The 23149-nt window shown below is 41.5% G+C and carries 23 protein-coding genes; 13 read left to right on the top strand and 10 right to left on the bottom strand.

The genetic code is table 11. The annotated features are described in order from the left end of the window. Positions 1-31 precede the first annotated feature (31 nt). Positions 32-409 (top strand): GxxExxY protein, encoded by a 378-nt coding sequence (locus tag AACS98_RS02035; protein ID WP_066375728.1) that lies wholly within the window; start codon positions 32-34, stop codon positions 407-409. Between the two features lie 39 nt (positions 410-448). On the opposite strand, the gene AACS98_RS02030 is transcribed toward AACS98_RS02035, so the two are convergent. The 4 genes from AACS98_RS02030 to AACS98_RS02015 are packed head-to-tail and all read right to left on the bottom strand — an operon-like array spanning position 449 to position 2601. Further along, entirely contained in the window at positions 449-757 is a 309-nt protein-coding gene (locus AACS98_RS02030; RefSeq protein WP_066375727.1) for an urease subunit beta, read from the bottom strand. A 10-nt stretch (positions 758-767) separates the two neighbouring features. Then, positions 768-1070, bottom strand: a complete 303-nt coding sequence (gene ureA, locus AACS98_RS02025; protein WP_066375725.1) for an urease subunit gamma — start codon at positions 1068-1070, stop codon at positions 768-770. Positions 1071-1094: 24 nt separating this feature from the next. Beyond that, positions 1095-1934: an urease accessory protein UreD gene (locus AACS98_RS02020; protein WP_066375722.1), complete on the bottom strand. Its 840-nt coding sequence runs from the start codon at positions 1932-1934 to the stop codon at positions 1095-1097. A 49-nt stretch (positions 1935-1983) separates the two neighbouring features. Continuing rightward, positions 1984-2601 carry a tetratricopeptide repeat protein gene (locus tag AACS98_RS02015; protein WP_066375720.1) on the bottom strand — a complete coding sequence of 206 codons (618 nt, stop codon included), beginning with the start codon at positions 2599-2601 and terminating at the stop codon, positions 1984-1986. A 121-nt stretch (positions 2602-2722) separates the two neighbouring features. Between AACS98_RS02015 and AACS98_RS02010 the strand changes: the two genes are divergently transcribed. After that, positions 2723-3196, top strand: coding sequence for an MEKHLA domain-containing protein (locus AACS98_RS02010; protein ID WP_066375717.1), 474 nt, complete (start codon positions 2723-2725; stop codon positions 3194-3196). A 252-nt stretch (positions 3197-3448) separates the two neighbouring features. On the opposite strand, the gene AACS98_RS02005 is transcribed toward AACS98_RS02010, so the two are convergent. From AACS98_RS02005 to AACS98_RS01995, 3 genes are read right to left on the bottom strand one after another with little or no spacing between them, the layout of a single operon-like run. After that, positions 3449-4414: a hypothetical protein gene (locus tag AACS98_RS02005; RefSeq protein WP_066375715.1), complete on the bottom strand. Its 966-nt coding sequence runs from the start codon at positions 4412-4414 to the stop codon at positions 3449-3451. Positions 4415-4416: 2 nt separating this feature from the next. Continuing rightward, on the bottom strand, positions 4417-5457 hold the full coding sequence (locus AACS98_RS02000; protein WP_232317099.1) for a hypothetical protein: 1041 nt from the start codon (positions 5455-5457) through the stop codon (positions 4417-4419). A 30-nt stretch (positions 5458-5487) separates the two neighbouring features. Beyond that, complete coding sequence (locus tag AACS98_RS01995; RefSeq protein ID WP_066375713.1) at positions 5488-7677, bottom strand: hypothetical protein; 2190 nt, start codon at positions 7675-7677, stop codon at positions 5488-5490. A gap of 446 nt (positions 7678-8123) precedes the next feature. On the opposite strand from AACS98_RS01995, the gene AACS98_RS01990 reads away from it, so the two are divergent. Beyond that, positions 8124-8843: a rhomboid family intramembrane serine protease gene (locus AACS98_RS01990; protein ID WP_066375711.1), complete on the top strand. Its 720-nt coding sequence runs from the start codon at positions 8124-8126 to the stop codon at positions 8841-8843. A gap of 52 nt (positions 8844-8895) precedes the next feature. Here the strand turns inward: AACS98_RS01990 and AACS98_RS01985 are convergent, their stop codons facing one another. After that, positions 8896-11238, bottom strand: a complete 2343-nt coding sequence (locus tag AACS98_RS01985) for a CHASE2 domain-containing serine/threonine-protein kinase (RefSeq protein WP_066375708.1) — start codon at positions 11236-11238, stop codon at positions 8896-8898. Between the two features lie 682 nt (positions 11239-11920). Here AACS98_RS01985 and AACS98_RS01980 point away from each other — a divergent pair. The 5 genes from AACS98_RS01980 to AACS98_RS01965 all read left to right on the top strand — a co-directional run bounded on the left by AACS98_RS01980 (position 11921) and on the right by AACS98_RS01965 (position 16108). Next, positions 11921-12442 carry a LabA-like NYN domain-containing protein gene (locus AACS98_RS01980; protein ID WP_066375705.1) on the top strand — a complete coding sequence of 174 codons (522 nt, stop codon included), beginning with the start codon at positions 11921-11923 and terminating at the stop codon, positions 12440-12442. An 84-nt stretch (positions 12443-12526) separates the two neighbouring features. Beyond that, positions 12527-14131: a 2-isopropylmalate synthase gene (locus tag AACS98_RS01975; protein ID WP_066375702.1), complete on the top strand. Its 1605-nt coding sequence runs from the start codon at positions 12527-12529 to the stop codon at positions 14129-14131. An 88-nt stretch (positions 14132-14219) separates the two neighbouring features. Next, entirely contained in the window at positions 14220-14396 is a 177-nt protein-coding gene (locus tag AACS98_RS23560; protein WP_445206780.1) for a DUF6888 family protein, read from the top strand. Next, positions 14396-14620 (top strand): DUF6887 family protein, encoded by a 225-nt coding sequence (locus AACS98_RS01970; protein WP_066375699.1) that lies wholly within the window; start codon positions 14396-14398, stop codon positions 14618-14620. Before AACS98_RS23560 ends, AACS98_RS01970 begins: the two co-directional genes overlap by 1 nt. A gap of 42 nt (positions 14621-14662) precedes the next feature. After that, positions 14663-16108 carry a RecQ family ATP-dependent DNA helicase gene (locus AACS98_RS01965; protein WP_066375697.1) on the top strand — a complete coding sequence of 482 codons (1446 nt, stop codon included), beginning with the start codon at positions 14663-14665 and terminating at the stop codon, positions 16106-16108. Between the two features lies 1 nt (position 16109). Here the strand turns inward: AACS98_RS01965 and AACS98_RS01960 are convergent, their stop codons facing one another. Continuing rightward, positions 16110-16583 carry a shikimate kinase gene (locus tag AACS98_RS01960; protein WP_066375694.1) on the bottom strand — a complete coding sequence of 158 codons (474 nt, stop codon included), beginning with the start codon at positions 16581-16583 and terminating at the stop codon, positions 16110-16112. Positions 16584-16684: 101 nt separating this feature from the next. Continuing rightward, positions 16685-17677 carry a phenylalanine--tRNA ligase subunit alpha gene (gene pheS / locus AACS98_RS01955; protein ID WP_066375691.1) on the bottom strand — a complete coding sequence of 331 codons (993 nt, stop codon included), beginning with the start codon at positions 17675-17677 and terminating at the stop codon, positions 16685-16687. A gap of 194 nt (positions 17678-17871) precedes the next feature. Between pheS and surE the strand changes: the two genes are divergently transcribed. The 5 genes from surE to AACS98_RS01930 all read left to right on the top strand — a co-directional run bounded on the left by surE (position 17872) and on the right by AACS98_RS01930 (position 22999). Then, the gene (surE, locus tag AACS98_RS01950; protein ID WP_066375688.1) at positions 17872-18669 is read left to right on the top strand and encodes a 5'/3'-nucleotidase SurE; all 798 of its coding nucleotides are present in this window, start codon (positions 17872-17874) and stop codon (positions 18667-18669) included. Positions 18670-18994: 325 nt separating this feature from the next. Then, positions 18995-19894, top strand: coding sequence for an MBL fold metallo-hydrolase (locus AACS98_RS01945; RefSeq protein ID WP_066375686.1), 900 nt, complete (start codon positions 18995-18997; stop codon positions 19892-19894). A gap of 265 nt (positions 19895-20159) precedes the next feature. Then, entirely contained in the window at positions 20160-21215 is a 1056-nt protein-coding gene (locus tag AACS98_RS01940) for a bifunctional riboflavin kinase/FAD synthetase (protein WP_231867036.1), read from the top strand. A gap of 240 nt (positions 21216-21455) precedes the next feature. Beyond that, positions 21456-22364 carry an AAA family ATPase gene (locus tag AACS98_RS01935; RefSeq protein WP_066375680.1) on the top strand — a complete coding sequence of 303 codons (909 nt, stop codon included), beginning with the start codon at positions 21456-21458 and terminating at the stop codon, positions 22362-22364. Positions 22365-22456: 92 nt separating this feature from the next. Continuing rightward, a complete protein-coding gene (locus tag AACS98_RS01930; RefSeq protein WP_066375674.1) occupies positions 22457-22999 on the top strand; it encodes a diheme cytochrome c in 543 nt (180 codons plus the stop codon). Positions 23000-23149: the final 150 nt, after the last annotated feature.

Below are 23149 nucleotides of genomic sequence, written 5' to 3'. Positions count from 1 at the left end.
GCGCGGAGGGAAACGCAAAGGGGCGCAAAGTATGGATGAGAATGATTTGAGTAGGATGATTATTGGGTGTGGGATGAGGGTGCATACGGCTTTAGGGCCTGGGTTGTTGGAGTCGGCTTATGAGGAGTGTTTAGATTATGAGTTGCGGCAGCAGGGGTTTCAGGTTGGGAGACAAGTTTCTTTACCTCTGGTGTATCAGCAGGTACAATTGGATTGTGTTTATCGCTTGGATTTAATTGTCGAAAATAAAGTAATTATTGAAGTCAAATCTGTGGAATCTCTCCAACCCATTCACTCAGTACAACTTCTCACTTACCTCAAACTCACCCACTGTAAACTCGGACTCCTCCTCAACTTTAACGTCCTCCACCTCAAAGAAGGTATCAAACGCGTAGCCAACAACCTCTAACTCCGCGTACCTCTGCGTTTACCTCCGCGCCCCTTTGCGTTAAAATAATACTCCATTAACCTTGCCATTAAATCCATAAACCTGCCGACTACCAACTAAAGGTACTAAAGTAACCTCCTTTTCATCCCCCGGTTCAAACCTAACTGCTGTCCCGGCTGGAATATCTAACCGCATTCCTAACGCTTGTTCTCTATCAAAATTCAGGGCGTTATTCACTTCATAAAAATGAAAATGTGAACCGACTTGAATCGGTCTATCTCCTGTATTTGCTACTATTAATTTCACAGTTGGACGACCTGCGTTTAATTCTATTTCACCGTCTGGTGTAATTATTTCCCCTGGAATCATAATTTTAAATTTAACGAATTGGATTATGTACTGTGACTAATTTTGTTCCATCAGGAAATGTTGCTTCAATCTGGACTTCATGCACCATTTCCGCTACGCCTTCCATGACATCATCTTTGGTTAATAAGGTTGTGCCATAACTCATCAAATCTGCTACGGTGCGTCCATCTCTCGCACCTTCTAAAATTGCAGCAGAAATATAGGCCACTGCTTCGGGATAATTTAGTTTTAAGCCTCTATCTTTCCGCCTTTCTGCTAATAAGGCGGCTGTAAAAATTAATAGTTTATCTTTTTCTTGTGGCGTGAGTTGCATTCTGTTTTCCTCCTTTGCGGTTGCTTACACTTGCCACACTCTGGGTATGCAATGACTACGACGGAAATTATCAACTCGTAGCATTTGCCACACAGCTGTAAACCAGTTTCTCACCTCTGATGTGGAATTACCACGATATCGACATAAAAATCCATTTTCTAAGCGGGTAACTCCAGTTTCTCCTATACCCAGCCATAGGTTACGTGACTTTTCGATGGTTTCTGTGGAAACTGGACTACCTAAGTATAGGAAGCTACCCGCTATTGGTTGAGATGATAAGCCGTGAGGACTATGAAAAACGGTTTCGTTACCGGGTAGGTATTGGCGATCTATCCATAGGGGTGCGTCTTGTTGCCATATTTCGGTGTGCGATCGCCATTCTCCTTGTAAAAATTTCTCTCCTCTCGCACTGCGTCCAAATCTCGTAATTTCCCAGCCTATAAAATTCGCTCCGGTTGCTAATTTTACCCGTAAATCTTGCCGATAATTTGCACCGTTAAATAATATTGTTTCTTGCGGTAGCCATTCTAAACAAGCACCCGCATCTATTTGTATATCTACGGTTTGTTTCGCCTGGAAGCCATTACTACGGTAGATTTTCCCGGCGGCGGCTGTGGTGATTAAGGCGTGGGTATGGGGTTGGAGGTGGATGTTAGTAGACAGGCGATCGCCTCCCACTACTCCCCCAGCCGTGTGTAAAATCACACTATGACAAACTTTCTCACCTTCTGGATAAAACGGACGTTGCACTTTTAGCGGTGCTTGCTGGTGATTGTAAATTAACTCGGTTGCATCCTGGCGATTAGCATACACTAAATTTAGTTTGCCATGCCAGGCTTTTTCCGTATGTAAATTAGCGGTCATTATCTAAAGTAAATAAGAGTAAATATTTATGATGATTGTTTTTTAATTATTACCAACTTCGCAATTTTTTATGTACTTGCGCCAAATACCACATATAATCATCAAGTTTATAATTATCTGCCGCCTTGACTAGATAATCTTTGGCTAACTCTTGGTTATTCTCGGCTTCGTAATATAATCCTAGATAAAGATGGGCGTAAAAATTGCTGCGTTCCCCTCCTGATTTTCCCACTTTTAAAACATCATCTGTGGTACAATCTCCGGCATACAAATGATATACACACCGCATTATCTCACGCGGATCATTCTTCACTGTTAATAGAGAATTTCGCGCCTCTTCTACACCCACCAACCGCGCCATACACAGATAACGCCAGACTGTTTCTTCTACATCTTGAGAGTTGACTGTTAAATCTATCTCAAATTGTTGTGCGCCTTCTGCAAATCTTTCGGCATAATAGTATGATAACCCTCGTTGCCAAAGATAAGGTTTAATCCGATTATCTAACTGTTCGGCTTTGTCAAAATCTTGAATAGATTCATCAATTTGAGCTAGCTGAAATTTCACCATCCCTCGTCTAACGTAAGCGTTAGGGTTGTCTGGTTGTTGGTTGATAACTTTGTTCCAATGGTTGAGTTGATTTTCTAAAGAATTGCTAAACCACATCATAATTTGTTAATTAGAATTGAACGCAGATGGACGCAGATGTACGCAGATAAATTTTTACATTATTATATTAGAAAATGCTATATAGTAAAATATTACTTGATATTATAGTGAATCTTATATGAATAATTTGATGGAATTTCCTTGGCAGCAACCAGCAATTATTCTCCACAGTCAACGCTTGATGAAAAGTTTTCAGCATTGGTTGGGGAAGTCATTACTAGATGTGAATGGTTCACTAGAGGAAGTGGCGCAGCAATTATTTACAGCCCCATTTGTATTAGTTTCTCATGGGATTGAACCAGATCCAATTTTTAATTACGGAAATCTGAAAGCTTTGGAATTATGGGGGTTATCTTGGGAAGAGTTTACTAAAATGGCTTCGCGTAAAACTGCTGAAGAGATAGTACAACAAGAACGCGATCGCTTACTAGCAGAAGCCGCAACTCAAGGTTTTAGTTATTTCTCTGGTGTGCGAATCACTAGCACTGGTAAGCGTTTTCATATCCAAGACGGTATTCTGTGGAGTCTTTTGGATGAGCAACATCAATATTGCGGACAAGCCGCAGTCTACACTAAATGTACATTTCTTTGATGACCATTGTTTCACAAAGTTTCTGACTGTTCACGTTATGTGGAAAACCCAACTTGAAACCTAACTCCCTAACCCCCTTCCCTACTAGGGAAGGGCGAAAAATCAAAGCCTCTCTCCTTGCAGGGGAGAGGTTTGGAGAGGGGTTTTCCAGATCCCGTGAAAAATCAGCACAAACTTTCTGAAACAATTCATACTTTTAGTGTAGACGGAAGTTTTGCTGACTATGACATTAATTTTGGCTTTCGCAACTCGTTAAAGTGGTTTTAACGAAATTCTGAAAGTATGTTTTTCTCCAATCAGCAATTCTAAATTCTCAATTTGCTTGTCTATTTCTTGACGTTGACGCTGTAACTCCTGTATTTGCTGATCTATTTCTTGTTGCTGCTTCTGTAAAATATCAATTTGAGATTTGATGTTTTCAGTTTCTTGATTTTGTAGTTTCCATTGTTGGAATAGAAAAACACCTAAAACTAAAGACAGGATAAATGCTATCAAGAAGGAAATTTTCAAGGACAGCACTATTTTAGAATTTTTGAAAAAATTACCAAAAGGAAATTTTTGGTTTGATTTCTCAGTTTCCCTCAGTTGTTTAGTTTCTGAAGTTCCATGTTTGTCAATTAAGCTAGATAAACCACGCCATACTCCAGCAGCTTCCAAATAGCTGTTTTTTCTAATTCCTGTAACAACTACCAAAAGTTTCTGTTTTGGTAACGCTGTAATTTGTTCCAGTTCTTTGGCTAATTTTTCTTGATTTTCTGGTGATAATTCCTCAAATTTAGCTGTGGAGTCAGCAGGTGATTTACCCTGATTAATAGCATTTGGCTTGAGTTTTTCTCGCTCGTTTGGCAAAACTATAAAACCATTCTCTCCTCCAGATTTTACAGCCTTGTCTATTATTTGTTGTAACTCATCTCTCAATGCTTGCACCGTGAGAGATTTGATAATTGCTTCATCTGAAGCATCACCTACCCAGGCTACAGAATTACGAATGGGGCGGTTACGGTTGTCTGCACGTTCACTGGTTTTCAACCCAGTTACAAGTAAGATTAGTTTACCTTGAAAACGACCTAAAACAATTGAATGATCATTAGTATATATTAAATCAGTGAATTGAGTAGGAATAGGCGGATCTTCTCGGTTATCATCATTTTCATGAACACCGATTTTTAACCAGGAGTAATCTTTAGAGATACCACTACTTTGAATGTAAATATCCATAATTATTTACCATCAATTCTCAGTAAATTTGCACCTTGTATAACTGCGAAGCCACCAGTAGACTTACAGTTACCAGTAAAATCAAGTACAGCTTCTTTAAATGCGACATCTTTACCGAAAATATTCAGTATAGAGTTAATAATTGGTACACGTCGTTTTTCAAGATGTAATCTTAGGATAAAACGCAAAAGATAGCAGAGTGGTTGTTCACTATCTTTTGGTTGGTAGAAAGAGTCAGGATCACGCTTTACGAAATAAAAACAAGGTTCATCATCTTGCATTTCTACTCTGGAGAAAAAGACACTGCCTACTGTCTGAATCGGTGTTACTACTACAGCGACTTTAGGAAGCAGTTCATCACTACCAAAGTAATCCAACAATGTGGCATATTTTTCTCTAATATTTGCTAGTAATTCATTAGCATCCTTGTCATTTTGAACGTATTTTTCACACTTGACGGGAGCAAGTATCACCAGTCGTGGTGTATCTAAATTCTCGTATGCTTGTTTAAATAAATTTCTGATTCTTGTCGGCTGATTAAACCTATCATGCCATTTACCTTTCATTTCCATCATCATAGGCGTATCAATTGCAATCAAAACTGCTGCTGATTCCCTGATGAAATTTTCTACAGTTTTTATCTGCTCAGAAGTCGCCTGTGAATCAATATATCCACCTGGATAGTCTTGGAAATGCAGTCTTAGAGAAGGTGATCTAGCTATTTTACCTAAATCAAACAAGAAGGAACAAGATTTAGTATCTCTTGGAACTCCGCCTGTTACTTTTATAGTATTACCCACAAGACTTTTTAACTCTTGCAGACGTTGATCAATAATGACTCTAGTAGGATCATCATTAGGCTTTATTTGCAGATTCGTCTTACCAATTACTTGGTCAAATTGGTCATACATTGCTGATAACAAACTGGTTTTACCAACACCGCTACTACCCAACATGGTAATTTTTAGAGTTTGTATTGGTTCACTTTTCCCTTGAAATATTCTGCTCAACATTCTTTTAATCCACTGAAAAATTTGCATCATGGAATTTTGTGATTTTAATTCAATGTGATTTTATTTCAAAAAGTTCTGGGCTGGTGAATCATTAATATTAGTTGCTTGCTCTACCACATTAAACCACTCGCGGAGAAGGCGATTTTTATCAGCTAAAGGTTGAAAATGTTCCGCCCAAACTTGTTTACGAACTTTGCGTAAAAACTTCCGCCAATCTTTCTCAATGTTTTCTGCACGCAGTACACGATCAACAAATTCTTCTAATATTGCAAAAGCGGCTTGATTAGGCTCAGTAAGGAAATCTTGTAAGGCATTTCCACATTGATAAATTACTTCTGGGTAAATCTCTTGAAAAGTATCAAGAACATTTTGCTCGTCAGGTGTTTGAGGAAGGCGGACGGCTAAATTAGGTGTTAGTTTATCTAGATGCTTGCGAATGCGATGCTGAATTAATCCTCTATATGATAGTTGAAAATCAGATAGGATTTGAAATCCATGTTTGAGGCTAGATAAAGTATCAGGTATTTCTTCAGCAATCACTTTGATAAATTCAGAACCTCGTGCTGCTGTTAAACCTCCCAGATGTCCTTTTTCTACTAAAACATCTGCCACTAAAGATTTTATTTCCTCGATTGAATATTTTAAGCTATCATCCAAAGACAGAAATTTGTTTGAGAGATTAGTTCTGATTTCATGCAGATATTTACTGTAGGCTGTTAGATAAGAGCCTTCACGATTAGCTCTCTTTTTTATGTCCTCCACGGTGGGAATGCCAGTGTCTTGACGGCAAAGTTGAAAAACTTCTTCTATCTGCTGTTTCAAGTAATCATTTTGGGAATCACGCTTGACAATTAGCTCTTTAAGCAGTTCTTCTAGACTATTTGTCACTTCCTCGAAAAATTCCTCAAATAAATCATCAAACATTGAATCTTCTTCATCGTTGAATTCTTCACTCAAGGCATCATTCGCTTTCTTTAACTCAGCTTGCACTTGTTGATGAAGTTTAATCAATCTCTCTTGACAAGCAGTTGCATACTGCTTATCTAAATCAGTAATTTTCAAGGCAAAATATTCAAGAACTCTATCTAGAAGTTTGTTGGTTTCGTCTACCTCAGCACAATTAGCTATAATACATTCACGAACATTAATATGTTTGTTGCTAATGTCTGCGGCTAAGTCTTGACAATTGGGAAAGTTATTGTGGTTTTTTGAGTTGGAAGAGGTTTGATTGAGTACCATGAAAGACCACAAGTCAAGAGGCAAATCAAGCAGTGCTTGGCGAGCAGTATCATATAGTTTTACATCTACTTCTGCCCAATAGTCACCAGATGATTTTGGCATCCGCACAAACAGCACAGCATCAACATCTTGTCCTAGAGTTCTCATTAATCTGTCTTCATCACCTACGCCTGTATCACCCAACCCAGGCATATCTACTAAAGCAATTTGTCCTACATCAGTATTAGGAAAGTTACAAAAAATCTTTACTTCCCGCACTGCTAAATAGTTAAAAAATATTCTTTCACCTTCAGGAGTATCTTGAGCTACATATTCCCTAATTTCATCTCTAGAAATCCGCCGAGGTGAGGGTTTTTGTAACAAGTGCTGATACTTTTCTAAATTAGTGTGATATTTTTTTAGGTGTTCATACATTGCTGCCGGTTCAGCATATCCGGGGATATTTTTAGGCAAGTTAGGTAGAGGATTTTTCCCAAATTCTTCAATTGTGTTGGGTGTGTTGCCTAAACCGAGTTTTTGATAATAAGGTCTAATTACCTCATCTAAAAATGATTGCTCTGAGTAAAACCAAACTTCTCCGTAAGTATTGACGTTGGGGTGGTGGTAAATGGTACTACGAACCCCGGTGCAATGTTGCCTATCTCCGTCTGGTATCTCGGCAGTAGTGAGTCCTGTGAGACTCTGTAGTAAACGACTTTTACCTTGTCGTGCGCGTCCAACTACCCCAATGTTGAGGGTATCACGACAAAAACGCATTTTTAGCTGACTCAAAGCAGTCAATTCATGACGAATACTTTTTTGAATGGCTGTACAATCGATTTCCTGCAACCGTTGACAGGCGTTTTGATCTTCGAGTTTTGCTAGTAAATGATTGCGGCTGTCTTCCAGATGGCGTAGTGTGGAAGAAAGCGATCGCAGATTAGTCTCTACATTTTGAATCTTCTCAGCTAGAGGACGGCGTTTTTGCAGAATACTAGCAATTTTCTCAGTCCTGTTGGTAGTTGCGTACATAAAACAGCTTGTTCGGTAGATAATTTAGGCTTGAGTTACAGCTTCAGGAACAGTTAAATTCGCTTAACTGTACTGATGACGGATATTGAGAACACAGTGACGTTTTAAATCACTTTTGCTAGTGTTCCCAAACTCAGTGAGCTAATTAACAACCTAGAACCAAAAAAAGCGTAATTTAGTCAAATAAGTTAGTAAGGTGTGTCCTTCCGAATCCTTTCTTGTCAGAACGGGACATAACTCACGCATTCTAGATATGGTAGGGGCGGGTTCACAAATACCCTAGTTGAATAATCCCAGATATTGATCAACCCGCCCCTAGGAGGGTTTCTCGTACTGACGCACCCTACATTTTGGAGATTTTTTGATTTTCACCCACTGGCTAGAAGCAACCACAAGCAAAAATTATTACCTTGGGGTTAGCTGCTGCAATATGAGGAAATAAACCAGTGGTTCCTATTCGAGATAATAATCCTACACAAATTACGCCTTATGTCACCTTTGGATTAATTGCGGTGAATGTGCTGGCGTTTCTTTATGAAGCTAGTCTTCCTCCGCAAGCATTAAACGGGTTCTTACATTTAGCAGCTGTAGTTCCCCAGGAATTGAGTTTAAGTTTTGCTGGGGTTGATGTGCATCAACCTGTACCAGAATGGGCAACATTAATTAGTTCGCAATTTTTGCATGGTGGTTTACTGCACCTAGCTGGTAATATGTTGTTTCTCTGGATTTTTGGGAATAATGTTGAGGAAAAATTAGGTCATGCCAAGTATTTGCTGTTTTATCTTTCTTGTGGTGTTTTAGCGTCTTTGGCTCAATGGTTCTTCGCTCAAGATTCTAACATTCCTTCTTTGGGTGCTAGTGGTGCGATCGCTGGTGTGATGGGTGCATATATTCTCCGCTTCCCCCAAGCTGAAATTCTCGGTGTTATCCCTCTCGGCTTTTTCTTCCCCACTTTCCGTGTTCCTGCATATTTCTTTTTAGGTTTTTGGTTTCTACAACAGTCTTTCTACGGACTCGCTAGCTTAGAAGCACGTACTAATATCGGCATGGAAAGCGGCGGTATTGCTTATTGGGCGCACGCTGGCGGTTTTATCTTTGGCGCAATTCTTGCTCCTTTGTTGGGTTTATTTAGTGATAAACCAAAAGAAGAATCTTGGTATGGATAAGAATCATCATGTCATAGATACCCGACTTCTTTGAGAAGTCGGGTATCTGGGTTTAGAACTTTTTCGGCCAGGGTGCGGTGGGTGAGTCAGAATCATCTGAAGATTTGAATGTCTTCATTGCTGGGTAAGTTGGGGGGATGGAATTCTGCATGGGCGTATGTTCTAATTCATCAATTGCTGTTAATACTTCTAACGCTGACTGATATCGCTGTTTGTAATCATCCCGCACCATTTTACTGAGAATCTGCGCGAAACCTTGACTTACTATAGCTTTATCTATCCATTTCAATTCATCAAAAGAGTCTCTTGGTATATCGTGGGGTGCGATACCTGTTAAGGCTTTAATCCCTATCATCCCCACTGCATAGATATCACTGTTATATTGCGGACGACCAAAACATTGTTCGTTAGGTGCATATCCTCTCGTCCCAATCCCAATAGTAAAGGGAATTTGCTCTTGATTTTCTAGTTGTGGTAAGGAAATTTCTTTGACTGCACCAAAGTCAATCAATACTAATTTATTATCTGAGTGTCGCCGGATGATGTTGCTGGGTTTAATATCCCGGTGAATTACACTATTTTCATGGACGAAGATTAATATTTGTAATAATTGCTTGACAAGTTTAATAACTTTTATCTCTGATGTGGTTTCACCTGATGGTAATTCCTGGTTGAGAGGATGCCCAATAATATATTCTTGTACTAAATAAAATTCTGCGTTTTGTTCAAAATAAGCCAATAACTGGGGAATTTGCGGATGTATTCCCAATTTCTCTAAGGTTTGGGCTTCTGTGGCAAATAAACGTCTAGCTAGTTCTAATCCCTTGGCTTCGCTGTTGGCTGGTTTGAGTTGCTTGACGACACATTGGGGATTACCAGGGCGTTGTATGTCTTCGGCAATGTAGGTTTCGCTAAATCCACCACAACTGAGAACTTTGACTATTTTATAGCGTCCGCCCAGAATGTTCCCGGCTACGGCTAAATCTCGTTGTTGTAGTAGGTCTTGCAAGTCCTGTTGTTGGCTGATAATCTCTTGGACAACGGGGGAAGTTTTATATTTCTGAAAAATCTCGACTATTTGGCGTGTTCTGATTTTTTCCCTGGCTACTTCCGTTGCTAGATAAGATGTGCCAGTAAATGCGATCGCTAGTATTGGTACTGCTGTCGGTAAAACTAACTGTCTCTCAGTCAAAATTATATAGCTAATCACTCCCCAAACCCCAGCCACAGCCATACACAAGATAAATCTTTTAATTCCGCTTTTGCTGTTGCTAATAATTAATGATGTACCGCCAACCAATCCCAGCACAAATAAACCTTGCAGTAAAGGACTGTTAATTGCTGGCGCGATCGCTTTTCCGGTTAACAAAGTGGCGATCGCATTGGCGTGAATTTCTACCCCTGACATCCGTTCAAGAGACAACCAATTTCTCCCCACGGGAACAGGATGATAATCATTGGCTAACTGGGCTGTAGCTCCCACCAAGACAATTTTATCCCGAAATACCCGACCCTGCTGTAAATAATAGTTCCAGTTTTGCGGGTCGAGGACATACCATAAAGGAATCGTTTCAAATGTGCCAGCTGCCCCCCAGAAGTGGATGCGATCGCCTTGCGGTTGGGGATAATTAACTTGGGCTGCACCTAACACCGCTTGCTCAAACGCAGGGATTTTATCTGTGAGAACATCATCTATGGCTAACTGCTTGGTGAACTCATTAGCTAACCGATGCACCTTACCATCTACTTCTATAGGAAAATTTACAGTCCCGATAGACACTGGAGGGGCTTGAAATTTTTCTAATGGTAATCTCAACTGTGTGAATACGCCTTGGTGAGATGCAAAGATGTCATACTGCGCGGCGAGGGTGACTTTACTACCATATTTTTGCAAAGCCGCTTGCAGTTGGCGATCGTCCTCTGCACCATAACTACCAGGAGTATCAAACACCACATCCAAAGCCACAGCCCGCGCCCCAGCTTGCATCAGTTTGTCAATTACCTGGGCATAAGCCGCCCTTTTAAACGGGAATGCTCTCAGTGGTTCCAGGTAGGCATACTTTTGCGGATTTGTTTTATAGTATTGTTCGGGTACTGATATGGATTGATCATCAATTGCTAAAATGACAATATCTTCTGGAGGCACCAGCGCACCCCGCAGGTGAAAAAATGCAGACAGGGCTTGATTTTCTAGCCATTTAGTCTCAGTTATGCTAGAAGTGGTCAGTAATGCTGCCCCAATTGCAAACGCAAAGGCGAGTACATTACCAAAGCCAAGCACACGCTGCGGCTGGCGGGATGAGGCTGTCAGTGTTGGTTTTGTTGGTTTATTTGACGCTATATTGGCAGTAGATACATATTTTTTATCGGAGGTTGATCTAGGTTCTTCTGCCATATCGTGTTAATAATTAATTAGTTTACGTACAATTGTTTGATTTATTCACTTCCATTTATACTACAACCATATTGAAATCAGACTTAAATGAGCAACTTATACATTCGGAATAAAACAGTTATTATTCATCAACGCTTGAGTAAATCTCGACTGAGGCAGCTTTTACCCCAAACACTGTCTAACTTCCTCTCTCTGTGAGATGCCAGTAGTGATTATGCCTGATGAACTAGAGGCGGAATTCACCGACTCTGTGTTTGATGCTGGCTAGATTACACTCTCTGCAACTCACAGATCCTGTTTGTGCTTGACGAGTGGTTGATAGATTGACAGTTATGCAAATCTTGTTAAATGCACAATTTATATAGTCCCTATCCTATCCTAAGACCTATGCCTTACCTCTTTAGAAGTAAACTTGATGCCTCAAGCGTAAATCATCCTGTTAAGGAGTCAATTTTATTGGTAGATTTTGATTACAGGGTGTCTTGGATAGTGTGGGTGGTGAAAATGTTTAACACCCCACAGATAAATTCATATCTGGCAGCTAATTTTTACCTGTGAAAGAGGTAAGATAAAAGCTATACATGACAACCTAAGCTTGAGATATTAGCCAATTTGTCAATTGATAATTGCTATAATCTATTGTTCACTCTAATTTCTTTACTATTTTTAGGTGTATTTTTCTATGGGTTCTCCAATGAATCGTCTGTCTATTTTTGTAGACGGAAATAATATGTTCTATGCTCAACAAAAAAATGGGTGGTTTTTTGATCCCAGAAGAGTTTTAGAATACTTCAAACATGAACAATGCGACACAACATTAATTAATGCCTTTTGGTATACAGGCTTAAAAGACCCACAGGATCAACGAGGATTTAGAGATGCGCTAATTAGCTTAGGATATACAGTCAGAACGAAAATCCTCAAAGAATATTATGATGATTCGTCAGGGCGTTATTCACAGAAAGCTAATTTAGATATTGAAATCGTTGTAGATATGTTTAACACGGTTGATCAGTATGACCGAGTAGTTTTATTTAGTGGTGATGGAGATTTTGAACGGGCAATTGAACTATTACGTTCCAAAAATACACATATTACCGTAGTTTCAACGGAAGGAATGATTGCCAGAGAATTACGCAATGCCACAGATAGATATATAGACTTAAATGATATTAGAGACCAAATAGAGAAAACAGAAGCTTAATGTCCTTTGCAAATATTTACAAAATTAAACCTAAAACCACTAATGTAAGCGATATTAAAAGTAAAACTAAAGCCAAGAGTCGCAATGACAAATAAACCAGAGAGAATCATCATATTTGATACGACACTTCGCGATGGCGAACAGTGTCCAGGCGCAACGTTAAATATAGACGAAAAGTTAGCGATCGCCAAACAATTGGCACGGTTGGGAGTTGATATCATCGAAGCCGGGTTTGCCTTTGCTAGTCCCGGCGACTTTGAAGCAGTCAGCAAAATTGCTCAAACTGTCGGCACAGAAAACGGCCCGGTAATTTGTAGTTTGGCTAGGGCGAGACACGATGATATTAAAGCCGCCGCCACCGCCATTAAACCCGCCGCTAAAGGCAGAATTCATACCTTTATTGCCACTTCTGACATTCACCTGCAATATAAACTTAAAAAAACTAGAGCAGAAGTGTTGGCGATCGCCGAAGAAATGGTAGCCTATGCCAAGAGTTTCACCAACGATGTCGAATTTTCCCCAGAAGATGCCGGACGTTCTGATCCAGAATTCTTATACCAAGTTTTAGAACGGGCGATCGCCGCCGGCGCAACAACAGTTAACATTCCCGATACAGTTGGTTACACCACACCCAACGAATTCGGGGCATTAATTCAGGGGATTAAAGAAAATGTCCCCAACATCGACCAAGCCATTATTTCTGTTCACGGACATAATGATTTAGGCTTGGCAGTTGCTAACTTCCTAGAAGCCGTCAAAAATGGTGCTAGACAATTAGAATGCACCATCAACGGCATCGGTGAACGGGCAGGAAACGCCGCCCTAGAAGAATTAGTCATGGCGTTACACGTCCGGCGACAATATTTTAACCCCTTCTTGGGTAGACCCGAAAATTCCGAAGAACCACTCACCAATATTGACACCAAACAAATTTACAAAACATCCCGCCTCGTTTCCAACTTAACGGGAATGTTAGTCCAGCCTAACAAAGCAATTGTCGGTGCAAACGCCTTTGCCCACGAGTCAGGAATTCACCAAGATGGAGTTTTGAAAAATAAACTCACCTATGAAATTATGGATGCCCAATTGATTGGCTTAACAGACAATCAAATAGTATTGGGTAAACATTCTGGGCGTAATGCCTTCCGCACCCGGCTAAAAGAATTAGGCTTTGAACTCTCAGAAACCGAACTCAATAAAGCCTTTGTCAGATTTAAAGAAGTAGCCGACAAAAAGAAAGAAATTTCTGACTGGGACTTAGAAGCCATTGTTAACGACGAAATCCAACAAGCACCCGACTTATTCCGGGTAGAATTGGTACAGATTTCCTGCGGTAGTAATGCCCGCCCTACAGCTACAGTTACCCTCCGCACCCCCACAGGCGAAGAACTCACCGACGCAGCCATCGGAACAGGGCCAGTAGACGCAGTTTACAAAGCAATTAACCGTGTCGTAAACGTGCCTAACCAGTTGATTGAGTTTTCTGTGCAGTCAGTAACCGCCGGAATAGATGCCATTGGTGAAGTGACTATCCGCCTAAGACATGAATCGAGAGTATTTTCCGGTCGTGCAGCCAACACAGATATCATTGTAGCTTCCGCGCAAGCTTACGTTAACGCCCTCAATCGTTTATATGCAGCTTTGCAAACACAAGAGAAACCTCAAGAAGTTGCTGTAGAGACAGTGTAGAAGTTTTAGGCCAAGGTTGTTGTAAGTATTTTTTCTACTTCAGCCTTGCCCTAAGATATGAGAATAGACAGCAGGTAGGTTGATCGAAGTGGCTACTGAGGCTCAATTACAGAGTTTATATCGTGTTTGCTATCAATTGACGTATATTATGCTCCAGCCAATACATCTGATATGCTTAGATAACCGAACTCTGAACATTTATATCCTAGCTGGACAAAACGAAGAGCTTGAGTTTCAAATATTACCTAATGGAGAGGTATTTTGATGAGTCAAGTTAATTACAGTGCAATGTCAGATGCAGAATTGAAGCAATACTTTCTCAGAAACCGTCAAGATAAAGCTGCTTTTCAGGCATATCTAGATAGACTTAATCAGCAACCCCACAAAATCATTGCTAGACCAGATGATCCTAATTTTGATGAAAAAATTCAAGCAGCAATTCGCCAACGGCTAGAAGCAGCAAAAGGTAGCAATAGAGAACAGGATTGATGTTTATGCACACGGTCAAAATCAAGGCATCTACTACCATTCATGAATTATCATCATCAAAAATCTTGGCAAGAAGTCCGCGCGGCTTTTCAAAAAATCTGGGGTTATGAAGATTTCCGTCCGCCACAAGGGGAAATCGTCAACAGTTTATTATCACAACAAGATGCACTGATAATTATGCCCACAGGGGGCGGTAAATCAATTTGTTTTCAACTTCCAGCACTCCTACAAACCGGGTTGACTTTGGTAATATCCCCATTAGTAGCATTGATGGAAAATCAAGTGCAGGAACTACTGCAACGTCAGCAAAAAGCCGCACTCTTGCATAGTGAATTACCATCATTTCAACGCCGTGCAACTTTGCAAGCTTTAGAAAAACAACAGCTAAGATTACTCTATTTATCACCAGAAACTTTATTAAGTCCACCAGTTTGGGAAAGATTAACTCAGCCGCAATTGCAAATTAATGGCTTGATTTTGGATGAAGCCCATTGTCTAGTACAGTGGGGAGAAACATTTCGTCCAACTTACCGCAGACTAGGCGCAGTTAGACCGGCATTACTCAAACATAAACCACCGGGGACTAAAATTAGTATTGCAGCCTTTACTGCTACGGCTGACCCCCTAGCGCAGAAAACTATTCAAACTGTTTTACAATTACAACAAACAGAGATTTTTCGCCTGAATCCTTACCGTCCTAATTTGCATCCTACCGTCCGCATCGCATGGACACCAAGGGGTAGGAAACAGCAATTAATCAAATTTATTCAAAATCGACCACAACAAGCCGGATTGATTTATGTTCGTACCAGGCGAGATAGTGAAAGTTTAGCCGCTTGGTTAACACAGATGGGTTACAAAACCGCCAGCTATCACGCCGGTTTAGGTGCAACAGAACGCCGGGCTGTGGAAGCCAGTTGGTTGGGTGGTAAAATTCCCTTTGTGGTGTGTACCTGTGCCTTTGGGATGGGAATTAACAAGCCTAATGTGAGATGGGTTATACATTATCACGCACCGCACCTGTTATCTGAATATGTGCAGGAAATTGGGCGCGCTGGTAGGGATGGTAAACCAGCCGAGGCTTTAACATTGGTGAGTGAGCCTACCGGGTGGTTAGATCCAGATGATAAACAAAGACAGCAATTTTTTCAAGACCAAATGCGATCGCAGCAACAAAAAGCCCAGCAGTTAATCAAAAAACTACCACAGCAGGGAGAAGTTAACGCCATTACCAAACAATTTCCTGATAGTGCAGTAGCTTTAGCTTTACTTCATAGTACCGGACAATTAACTTGGCTTGACCCTTTCCATTACAAAATAGAACACAAAGCCAAACATCAACCGCCAACGCAATTACAAGCTGCTCAACAAATGACGCAATATTTAACTACTAAACAATGTCGTTGGCAGTTTTTATTAAATGCTTTTGGTTTTGATAAAGAAGCCACTAACTGGCGTTGTGGACATTGTGATAATTGTCGAAATTGACTTATCCAGTAATTTCTTGCTTTTTGCCATTAAATTGCTCAAATAATGCGCGATGAGATGAATAACCAAATTCATCATCACGAGTTTCATATTCTTGAATCCAATTTTGGAGAAACTCAAAAGTTGCCGCCTGTTCTTCCGGTGATGTAAATTTATGACGTTCCCAAGGGCGGTTACGGTTGTTTTCTAAACATTTATCAATACCAGGATTGAGGAAATAAATTTCACTGGCGAATTTTAGAGCAATTTCGATGAGGCTACTATAACAACCTTCAATGACCCAAGAATGATTATTGTTGATAAAATTTAGTAAATCTTTTGCTGCATCTGCATGAGAACGGCGGACAGCAATTTGATTTGCTTCCCATGCAATAGTATCTAGATCAAGAACTGGAATACTGAATTTTTCTGCTAATTGATGTGCTAAGGTGCTTTTTCCTGACCCGGAATTACCAAATATTACAAATCGATACATTGTATTGATTTAACAATAAATATTACAGCAGTTTTCGGCTAATTAGACAATAGTGTAGAGACGTTGCATGCAACGTCTCTACGTGTTTGGTTGCCGTATACCTAAAACTGGCTTAAAAACCTGAAATCGCTGGCATACAAGCGGCGAATATCATCTATTTGGTGTAATACCATTGCAAAACGTTCTACACCAAAACCAGCAGCAAACCCGGTGTAAATTTCTGGATCATAACCCACAGATTTCATCACATTCGGATCTACCATACCGCAACCCATGACTTCTAACCAACGCCCATTCCACTGTAAATCTACCTCAGCAGAAGGTTCAGTGAATGGGAAATAACTGGCACGGAAGCGAATGGGCAAATCACCAAACATTGCTTGTAAAAATACTTTGATAGTGCCTTTGAGGTCTGTAAAAGTCAATCCCTCATCAATGGCTAACAACTCGATTTGATGGAAAACTGCCGAGTGAGTGGCATCAACATTATCACGCCGATAAACTCGCCCTGGAGCAACAACCCGGATGGGTGGTTCTTCCTTTTCCATGTAGCGAATTTGGACTGATGAAGTATGAGTACGTAAAAGATTACCGTCAGGCAGGTAGAAAGTATCCTGCATATCACGGGCTGGGTGATCGGGTGGAGTGTTCAGAGCCTCGAAATTGTAGTAATCTGTCTCCATTTCTGGCCCTTGCGCCACGGTGTAACCCATGCCGACAAAGATATCTAATGCTTTGTCAATTATACCATTTAAAGGATGAATGCGACCTTGGGGACGGTAGATGCCGGGCATCGTCACATCTAGAGTTTCTGCTTCTAGTTGTGCTTGAATTTGAGCCGCTTCTAAAGCAGCCTTTTGCTGGTCTAAACTGGCTTGTAGGGCTTCCTTGACGGTATTAGCGATCGCACCAATTTTAGGTCTTTCTTCCGCACTCATCTGCCCCATACTTCGCAACAGCGCACCTAGCTGGCCTTTTTTCCCCAGATAGTTAACTCTGAGTTCCTCCAGACGTTCTAGGCTATCGGCGGCGGCGATCGCTTGTTCTCCCTCTTGGCGCAATGCTAAAAGTTGAGCTTCTAAGTTGCTAGTCATTGAGTTAATAGTCAATAGTCCATAGTCAATAGTCCATATTTTTGGACTATTCGACAAATAACTTTAGTAGTATGCCATTAATTCATCAACGACAGGAGTTAAAACCATACGTCTTTTTACCAGTTTAACGTGATTAGATAGATAGGTGATTGTTCTGCCCACTCCCTACTCCCCATTCCCTGTGTTAATTGACTATGAAACTACTAATTAGCAACGATGACGGCATTTCCGCGTTAGGTATCCGTACCCTCGCCAACTGTTTAGCAGCAGCAGGCCATGATGTTACCGTAGTTTGCCCTGACCGAGAGCGATCGGCAACTGGCCACGGACTGACTTTACACCAACCGATTCGCGCCGAAATTGTCGAATCGATTTTTCATCCTGCCGTCAAAGCTTGGGCTTGTGATGGGACTCCCTCCGACTGTGTAAAACTGGCACTGTGGGCTTTATTAGAATCGCCCCCGGATTTGGTTCTCTCTGGCATTAATCAAGGTGCCAACTTGGGGACAGAAATCCTCTATTCTGGTACGGTGTCTGCGGCTATGGAAGGCATGATTGAAGGCATCCCCAGCATCGCACTGAGCCTAACCAGCCACACTGAAAAAAATTTTCAACCGGCGGCGGAGTTTGCCACAACCCTAGTCGAGCAAATATCTCACAAACCGATTCCCGATTTGATGTTGCTCAACATTAACATTCCGGCGGTGAAAGCCGAAGAAATTGCCGGTGTCAAACTTACCCGTCAAGGAGTACGGCGTTATGTAGACGTTTTTGACAAACGCATTGATCCGCGTGGTAAAACCTACTACTGGTTAACTGGGGAAGTTTTAGAAGATGTCGAACCGCCAGCCGGGTTACATTTACCGCAAAACATACCCATTGATGTAAATGTGATTCGGGATAACTATATTAGCATTACGCCATTGCAATACAACCTGACTTATGCCACCGGATTAGATAAATTATTTGACTGGGAGTGGAATTTTTCTTAAAGAATTTGAGGGTAAATCGGATTTCCTGGTATGTTTATTCGTTGCTGTTGCCAATACCCAATCCATTTGAGTCAGTAAAATGCAACACAGCCAAATATAGGCTATAAATTAGGAGCGTTGTTGATATTACTTATACAAATATTTTGGGAATAATAAAGTAAATGCCTAGCATTCACTCAGTTAGTTGACATAAGCTACCTTCAACAAGGTGTGCTGTTTTACCATTCACCTTTTTCTCTATCACATACAGTAAAACAGCATAAATTTAACAAGACAACACAAACTTTTGTTATTGATTGCCCGCTCAGTCCAGCAAATAATGCCCATGTCTAGGATAGAGAACCAATTTAGCGTACAATTTTGGGGTGTTCGCGGCAGCATTCCCAGTCCAGGGACACACACAGTCCGTTATGGTGGTAACACTCCTTGCATCTCCATGCAAGTGGGTGGTAAACGCTTAATTTTTGATGGTGGTACAGGGCTGCACGTTTTGGGGCAATCGTTATTGCGCCAAATGCCAATAGAAGCTTATCTATTTTTCACTCATTCCCATTGGGATCATATACAGGGATTTCCCTTTTTTGTCCCCGGATTTGTGAAAGGGAATAACTTTTATATTTATGGTGCGATCGCTCCTGATGGTTCTACAGTAGAACAGCGTCTGAATGATCAGATGCTGCATCCAAATTTTCCCGTACCCTTGCAGATCATGCAAGCTAACTTGCATTTCCACAACGTTCACCCAGGGCAACCAATATATATTGATGGTGGCATTACCGTAGAAACGGCATCACTCAACCATCCTGGGGAGGCGGTAGGATATCGAGTGAATTGGTGTAATGGGGCGGCGGTTTACATTACCGACACAGAACATTTTCCCGATAGATTAGATGAAAATGTGCTGTGGCTGGCACGGAATGCGGATATTTTAATTTACGATTCTACCTATACTGATGACGAATACTATTCCCCTAGATCACCGAAAATCGGCTGGGGACATTCTACATGGCAAGAAGCCGTGAAAATAGCGAAAGCAGCTAATGTCAAGACACTGGTAATATTTCATCATGATCCAGCCCATGATGATGATTTTTTAGATAATGTGGGAGCAGAAGCCATTGCTCAATTTCCTGGTGCTGTCATGGCACGGGAAGGAATGGTACTTCATATTCCTGTATCACGCCCCTTATCAGAATCTTTGCCTGTCAGTCATATTTCCGATTAACCGTGACAGTCAAAGTCATGGGAGATTTTAGATTAAATTTGAAGAAGGCAGGAGGTAGGAGGCAGGAGGCAGAAGGAACGTTTTCAAACTTTTGAAAACGCATCTGAATTGGAGCCTCTTGATGACTAGGTGTCTTAAACTCTTGCTCTCGAAAATTGTCAGCAGATGCAGCCTTCAGCATAACTGCCCTCTGCTTCCTGCCTGTTGTCAATAAACCTCAAATCCCAGAATCTCAGTGCTAAATTTGTCTCAAAAAGGGTGTTCTGTGTGGGTGGCTTCTGCAAATGCAACTGAAGGGCTGCTAACACCAACTGCTGTTGCTCTTGGCAAATTTGATGGTGTCCATCTTGGCCATCACAGAGTCATTCAACCAGTTTTGCAGTCAGGATTAAGAGATGGGGAAAATTTATCAGCACACTCACCCCATGAACTCACCACGCCACCAACCCCACAAGAACGGATATACTCGACAGTTGTCACCTTTAATCCCCACCCGCAGGAGTTTTTTACCGGGCAACCCCGGACATGGTTAACACCATTAGATGAAAAAGTACAACAATTGCGATCGCTTGGGGTAGAACAATTAGTTTTGCTACCCTTCGACAGAGAATTAGCCGCGTTGACTCCTGAAGAATTTGTCCAAAAAATTTTAGTACAGCAACTACGCTGTCAGAAAATCAGCGTCGGACAAGACTTTTGTTTTGGCAAAGAACGCCGAGGAACTGCCAAAGATTTGCAGGCGATCGCCGCCAAGTATCATATACCTGTGACTATAGTAACTTTACAAACTACGACAGCACCTTTATCAGATCAAACTCACTCTACTGCTCCTATTAGCACTTCACTGATCCGCCAACACTTAGAAATCGGAGATATCAAAAACGCTAACCGATGCTTAGGACGACCTTACACCCTGATTGGTACGGTAGTCAAAGGTGAACAACTAGGTAGAACCATAGGCTTTCCCACAGCTAACTTAGAACTCCCCAAAGACAAATTTATCCCCCGTCAAGGAGTGTATGCAGTCCGTGTCAACCTGCTCAACGAGATATCAGCAGATAATACATCTAGTGAACTGTTGGGAGTGATGAATATTGGTAATCGTCCGACAGTCAACGGTACTAATTTTTCTATAGAAGTACATCTTTTCAATTGGTCGGGTGATTTATACAGTAAGAAACTAGCTGTAGAGTTAGTAGAATTTTTGCGCCCAGAACAAAAATTTTCATCCCTAGAAGCCCTCAAAAACCAAATTCAACAAGACTGCACCATTGCCAAAGAAGTTTTATCAGAATTAGGACTTACGCAAGTGTCACATTAAATCTGTCTTGTAGGGTGCGTCAGACTGCTTAAATGCTGCCAATAAACAGATTGTTGATATCTGACGCACCCTACTGGCTGCCTCCTGCCTCCTGCTATAAATTTTGAAATGTAATTTTGAATTGTGAATTGTTTAGCAGCTAAGTGGGAACACTGTAAATAGAGGAGTGGGGAATAGGGCATAGGTTATTCTCTGCTCCAGTTTCTTATCGCCGAGTCACCAACCCCCAAGCAGTGGAGCATGAGAGAAAAAATTGACGCTCTAACCCAAAACCTCAATCGTACCATCGTTGGCAAACATGAAGCCATACGCTTAGTTTTAGTAGCGTTGTTAGGTGGAGGTCACGCCCTCCTAGAAGACGTGCCAGGAGTCGGTAAAACTCTTTTAGCTAAATCCTTAGCTCGTTCACTAGATGGTAAATTTCAACGGCTACAATGTACACCCGACTTACTCCCCACAGATATCACAGGCACAAACATCTGGAGTCCCAAAAGCGGCGAATTTACTTTTCTGCCCGGCCCGGTTTTTGCTAACGTCTTGCTAGCCGACGAAATCAACCGCGCCACACCCCGCACCCAGTCAGCTTTACTGGAAGTGATGGAAGAACATCAAGTTACAGTTGATGGAGTTTCCCGCCCAGTACCACAACCGTTTTTTGTGATTGCTACCCAGAACCCCATCGAATATCAAGGTACTTTTCCCCTACCAGAAGCCCAAATGGATAGATTTATGCTGTCCTTGAGCTTAGGTTATCCCTCTGCTGATGAAGAATTAGAAATGCTGCAAAATCTCCAGCAGGGTATCAAGGTAGATGAATTACAACCTTGCATGACTTTGGAAGAAGTAGCACAATTACGTCATCTCTGCTCAAAAGTCCAAGTAGAAACTTCCTTACAGCAATACATTCTGGAATTAGTGCGGACAACACGCCAAGATGAAGAAATTACCCTTGGTGTGAGTCCACGGGGGACAGTAGCCTTACAAAAAGCCACCCAAGCCTTAGCTTTTCTGTTGGGGCGTGATTATGCCATTCCCGATGATGTCAAGTTTTTAGCTCCTCATGTACTTTGTCATCGTCTGATTCCCAGAGGAGGGCGTAATGCTAGAAGTGTAGTGGAGCGATTATTGCGAGCAGTACCTATTCCTTAAACGCTAGTTTCCTTATCCTGCTGAGATTTGCGCGTGTTAGGATCGCCTAAAAAACAAGGACACATCTAAATGTTTATTTGGGAATGTGAGGAATGTCAAATCTGGTTAAACGCAAATCCCGTAGCCGCAAACTCAACCGCAAGCCTTTGGGGTTAATATTCATCATTTTAACTTGGAGTCTGGTAATGGGTTGGCTGTTAGCTTTGGCAACTACCGCCCAAGGTGTCACACCCTCAGCAGAAATTGGCACAATTGATCTAGTACCCGCACAACACCAACTAGGACAAGAATTATATCTAGAAAATTGTTCTGGTTGTCATATTGCCCTACCACCGGCGGTATTACCCACCCAAACCTGGAGAAACCTGATAGAAGACTCCCAGCACTACGGCGTAACCCTCAAACCGTTGATTGATCCACCGCGTATGCTTGTATGGAGGTATCTTTCCACCTTCTCCCGTTCCCAATTACCAGACGAAAACACACCCTATCGAGTGAATAATTCGCGTTATTTTAAAGCTTTACATCCCCAAGTCGATTTACCCCGCCCTGTGCAGATCAGTGGTTGTATCAGTTGTCATCCGAGTGCTAAGGACTTTAATTTTCGTCGCCTCAGTCCAGAGTGGGAAAATTAGGGACTGGGGACTGGGGACTGGGTACTGGGGACTGGGTACTAGGTACTGGATATTAAGAAGAAATTCTCCCTCATCTCCCTCATCCCCCTCATCGGATATCGCTACTTGAGTATGGTGGGCGATCGCTGCCTCATCTGGGGGTGAAATGAT

Source organism: Anabaena sp. CA = ATCC 33047, assembly GCF_963870205.1.
Classification (GTDB): Bacteria; Cyanobacteriota; Cyanobacteriia; order Cyanobacteriales; family Nostocaceae; genus Trichormus.
The sequence above is the reverse complement of the archived record's forward strand: the minus strand, read 5'-3'. Positions and strand labels throughout refer to the sequence as shown.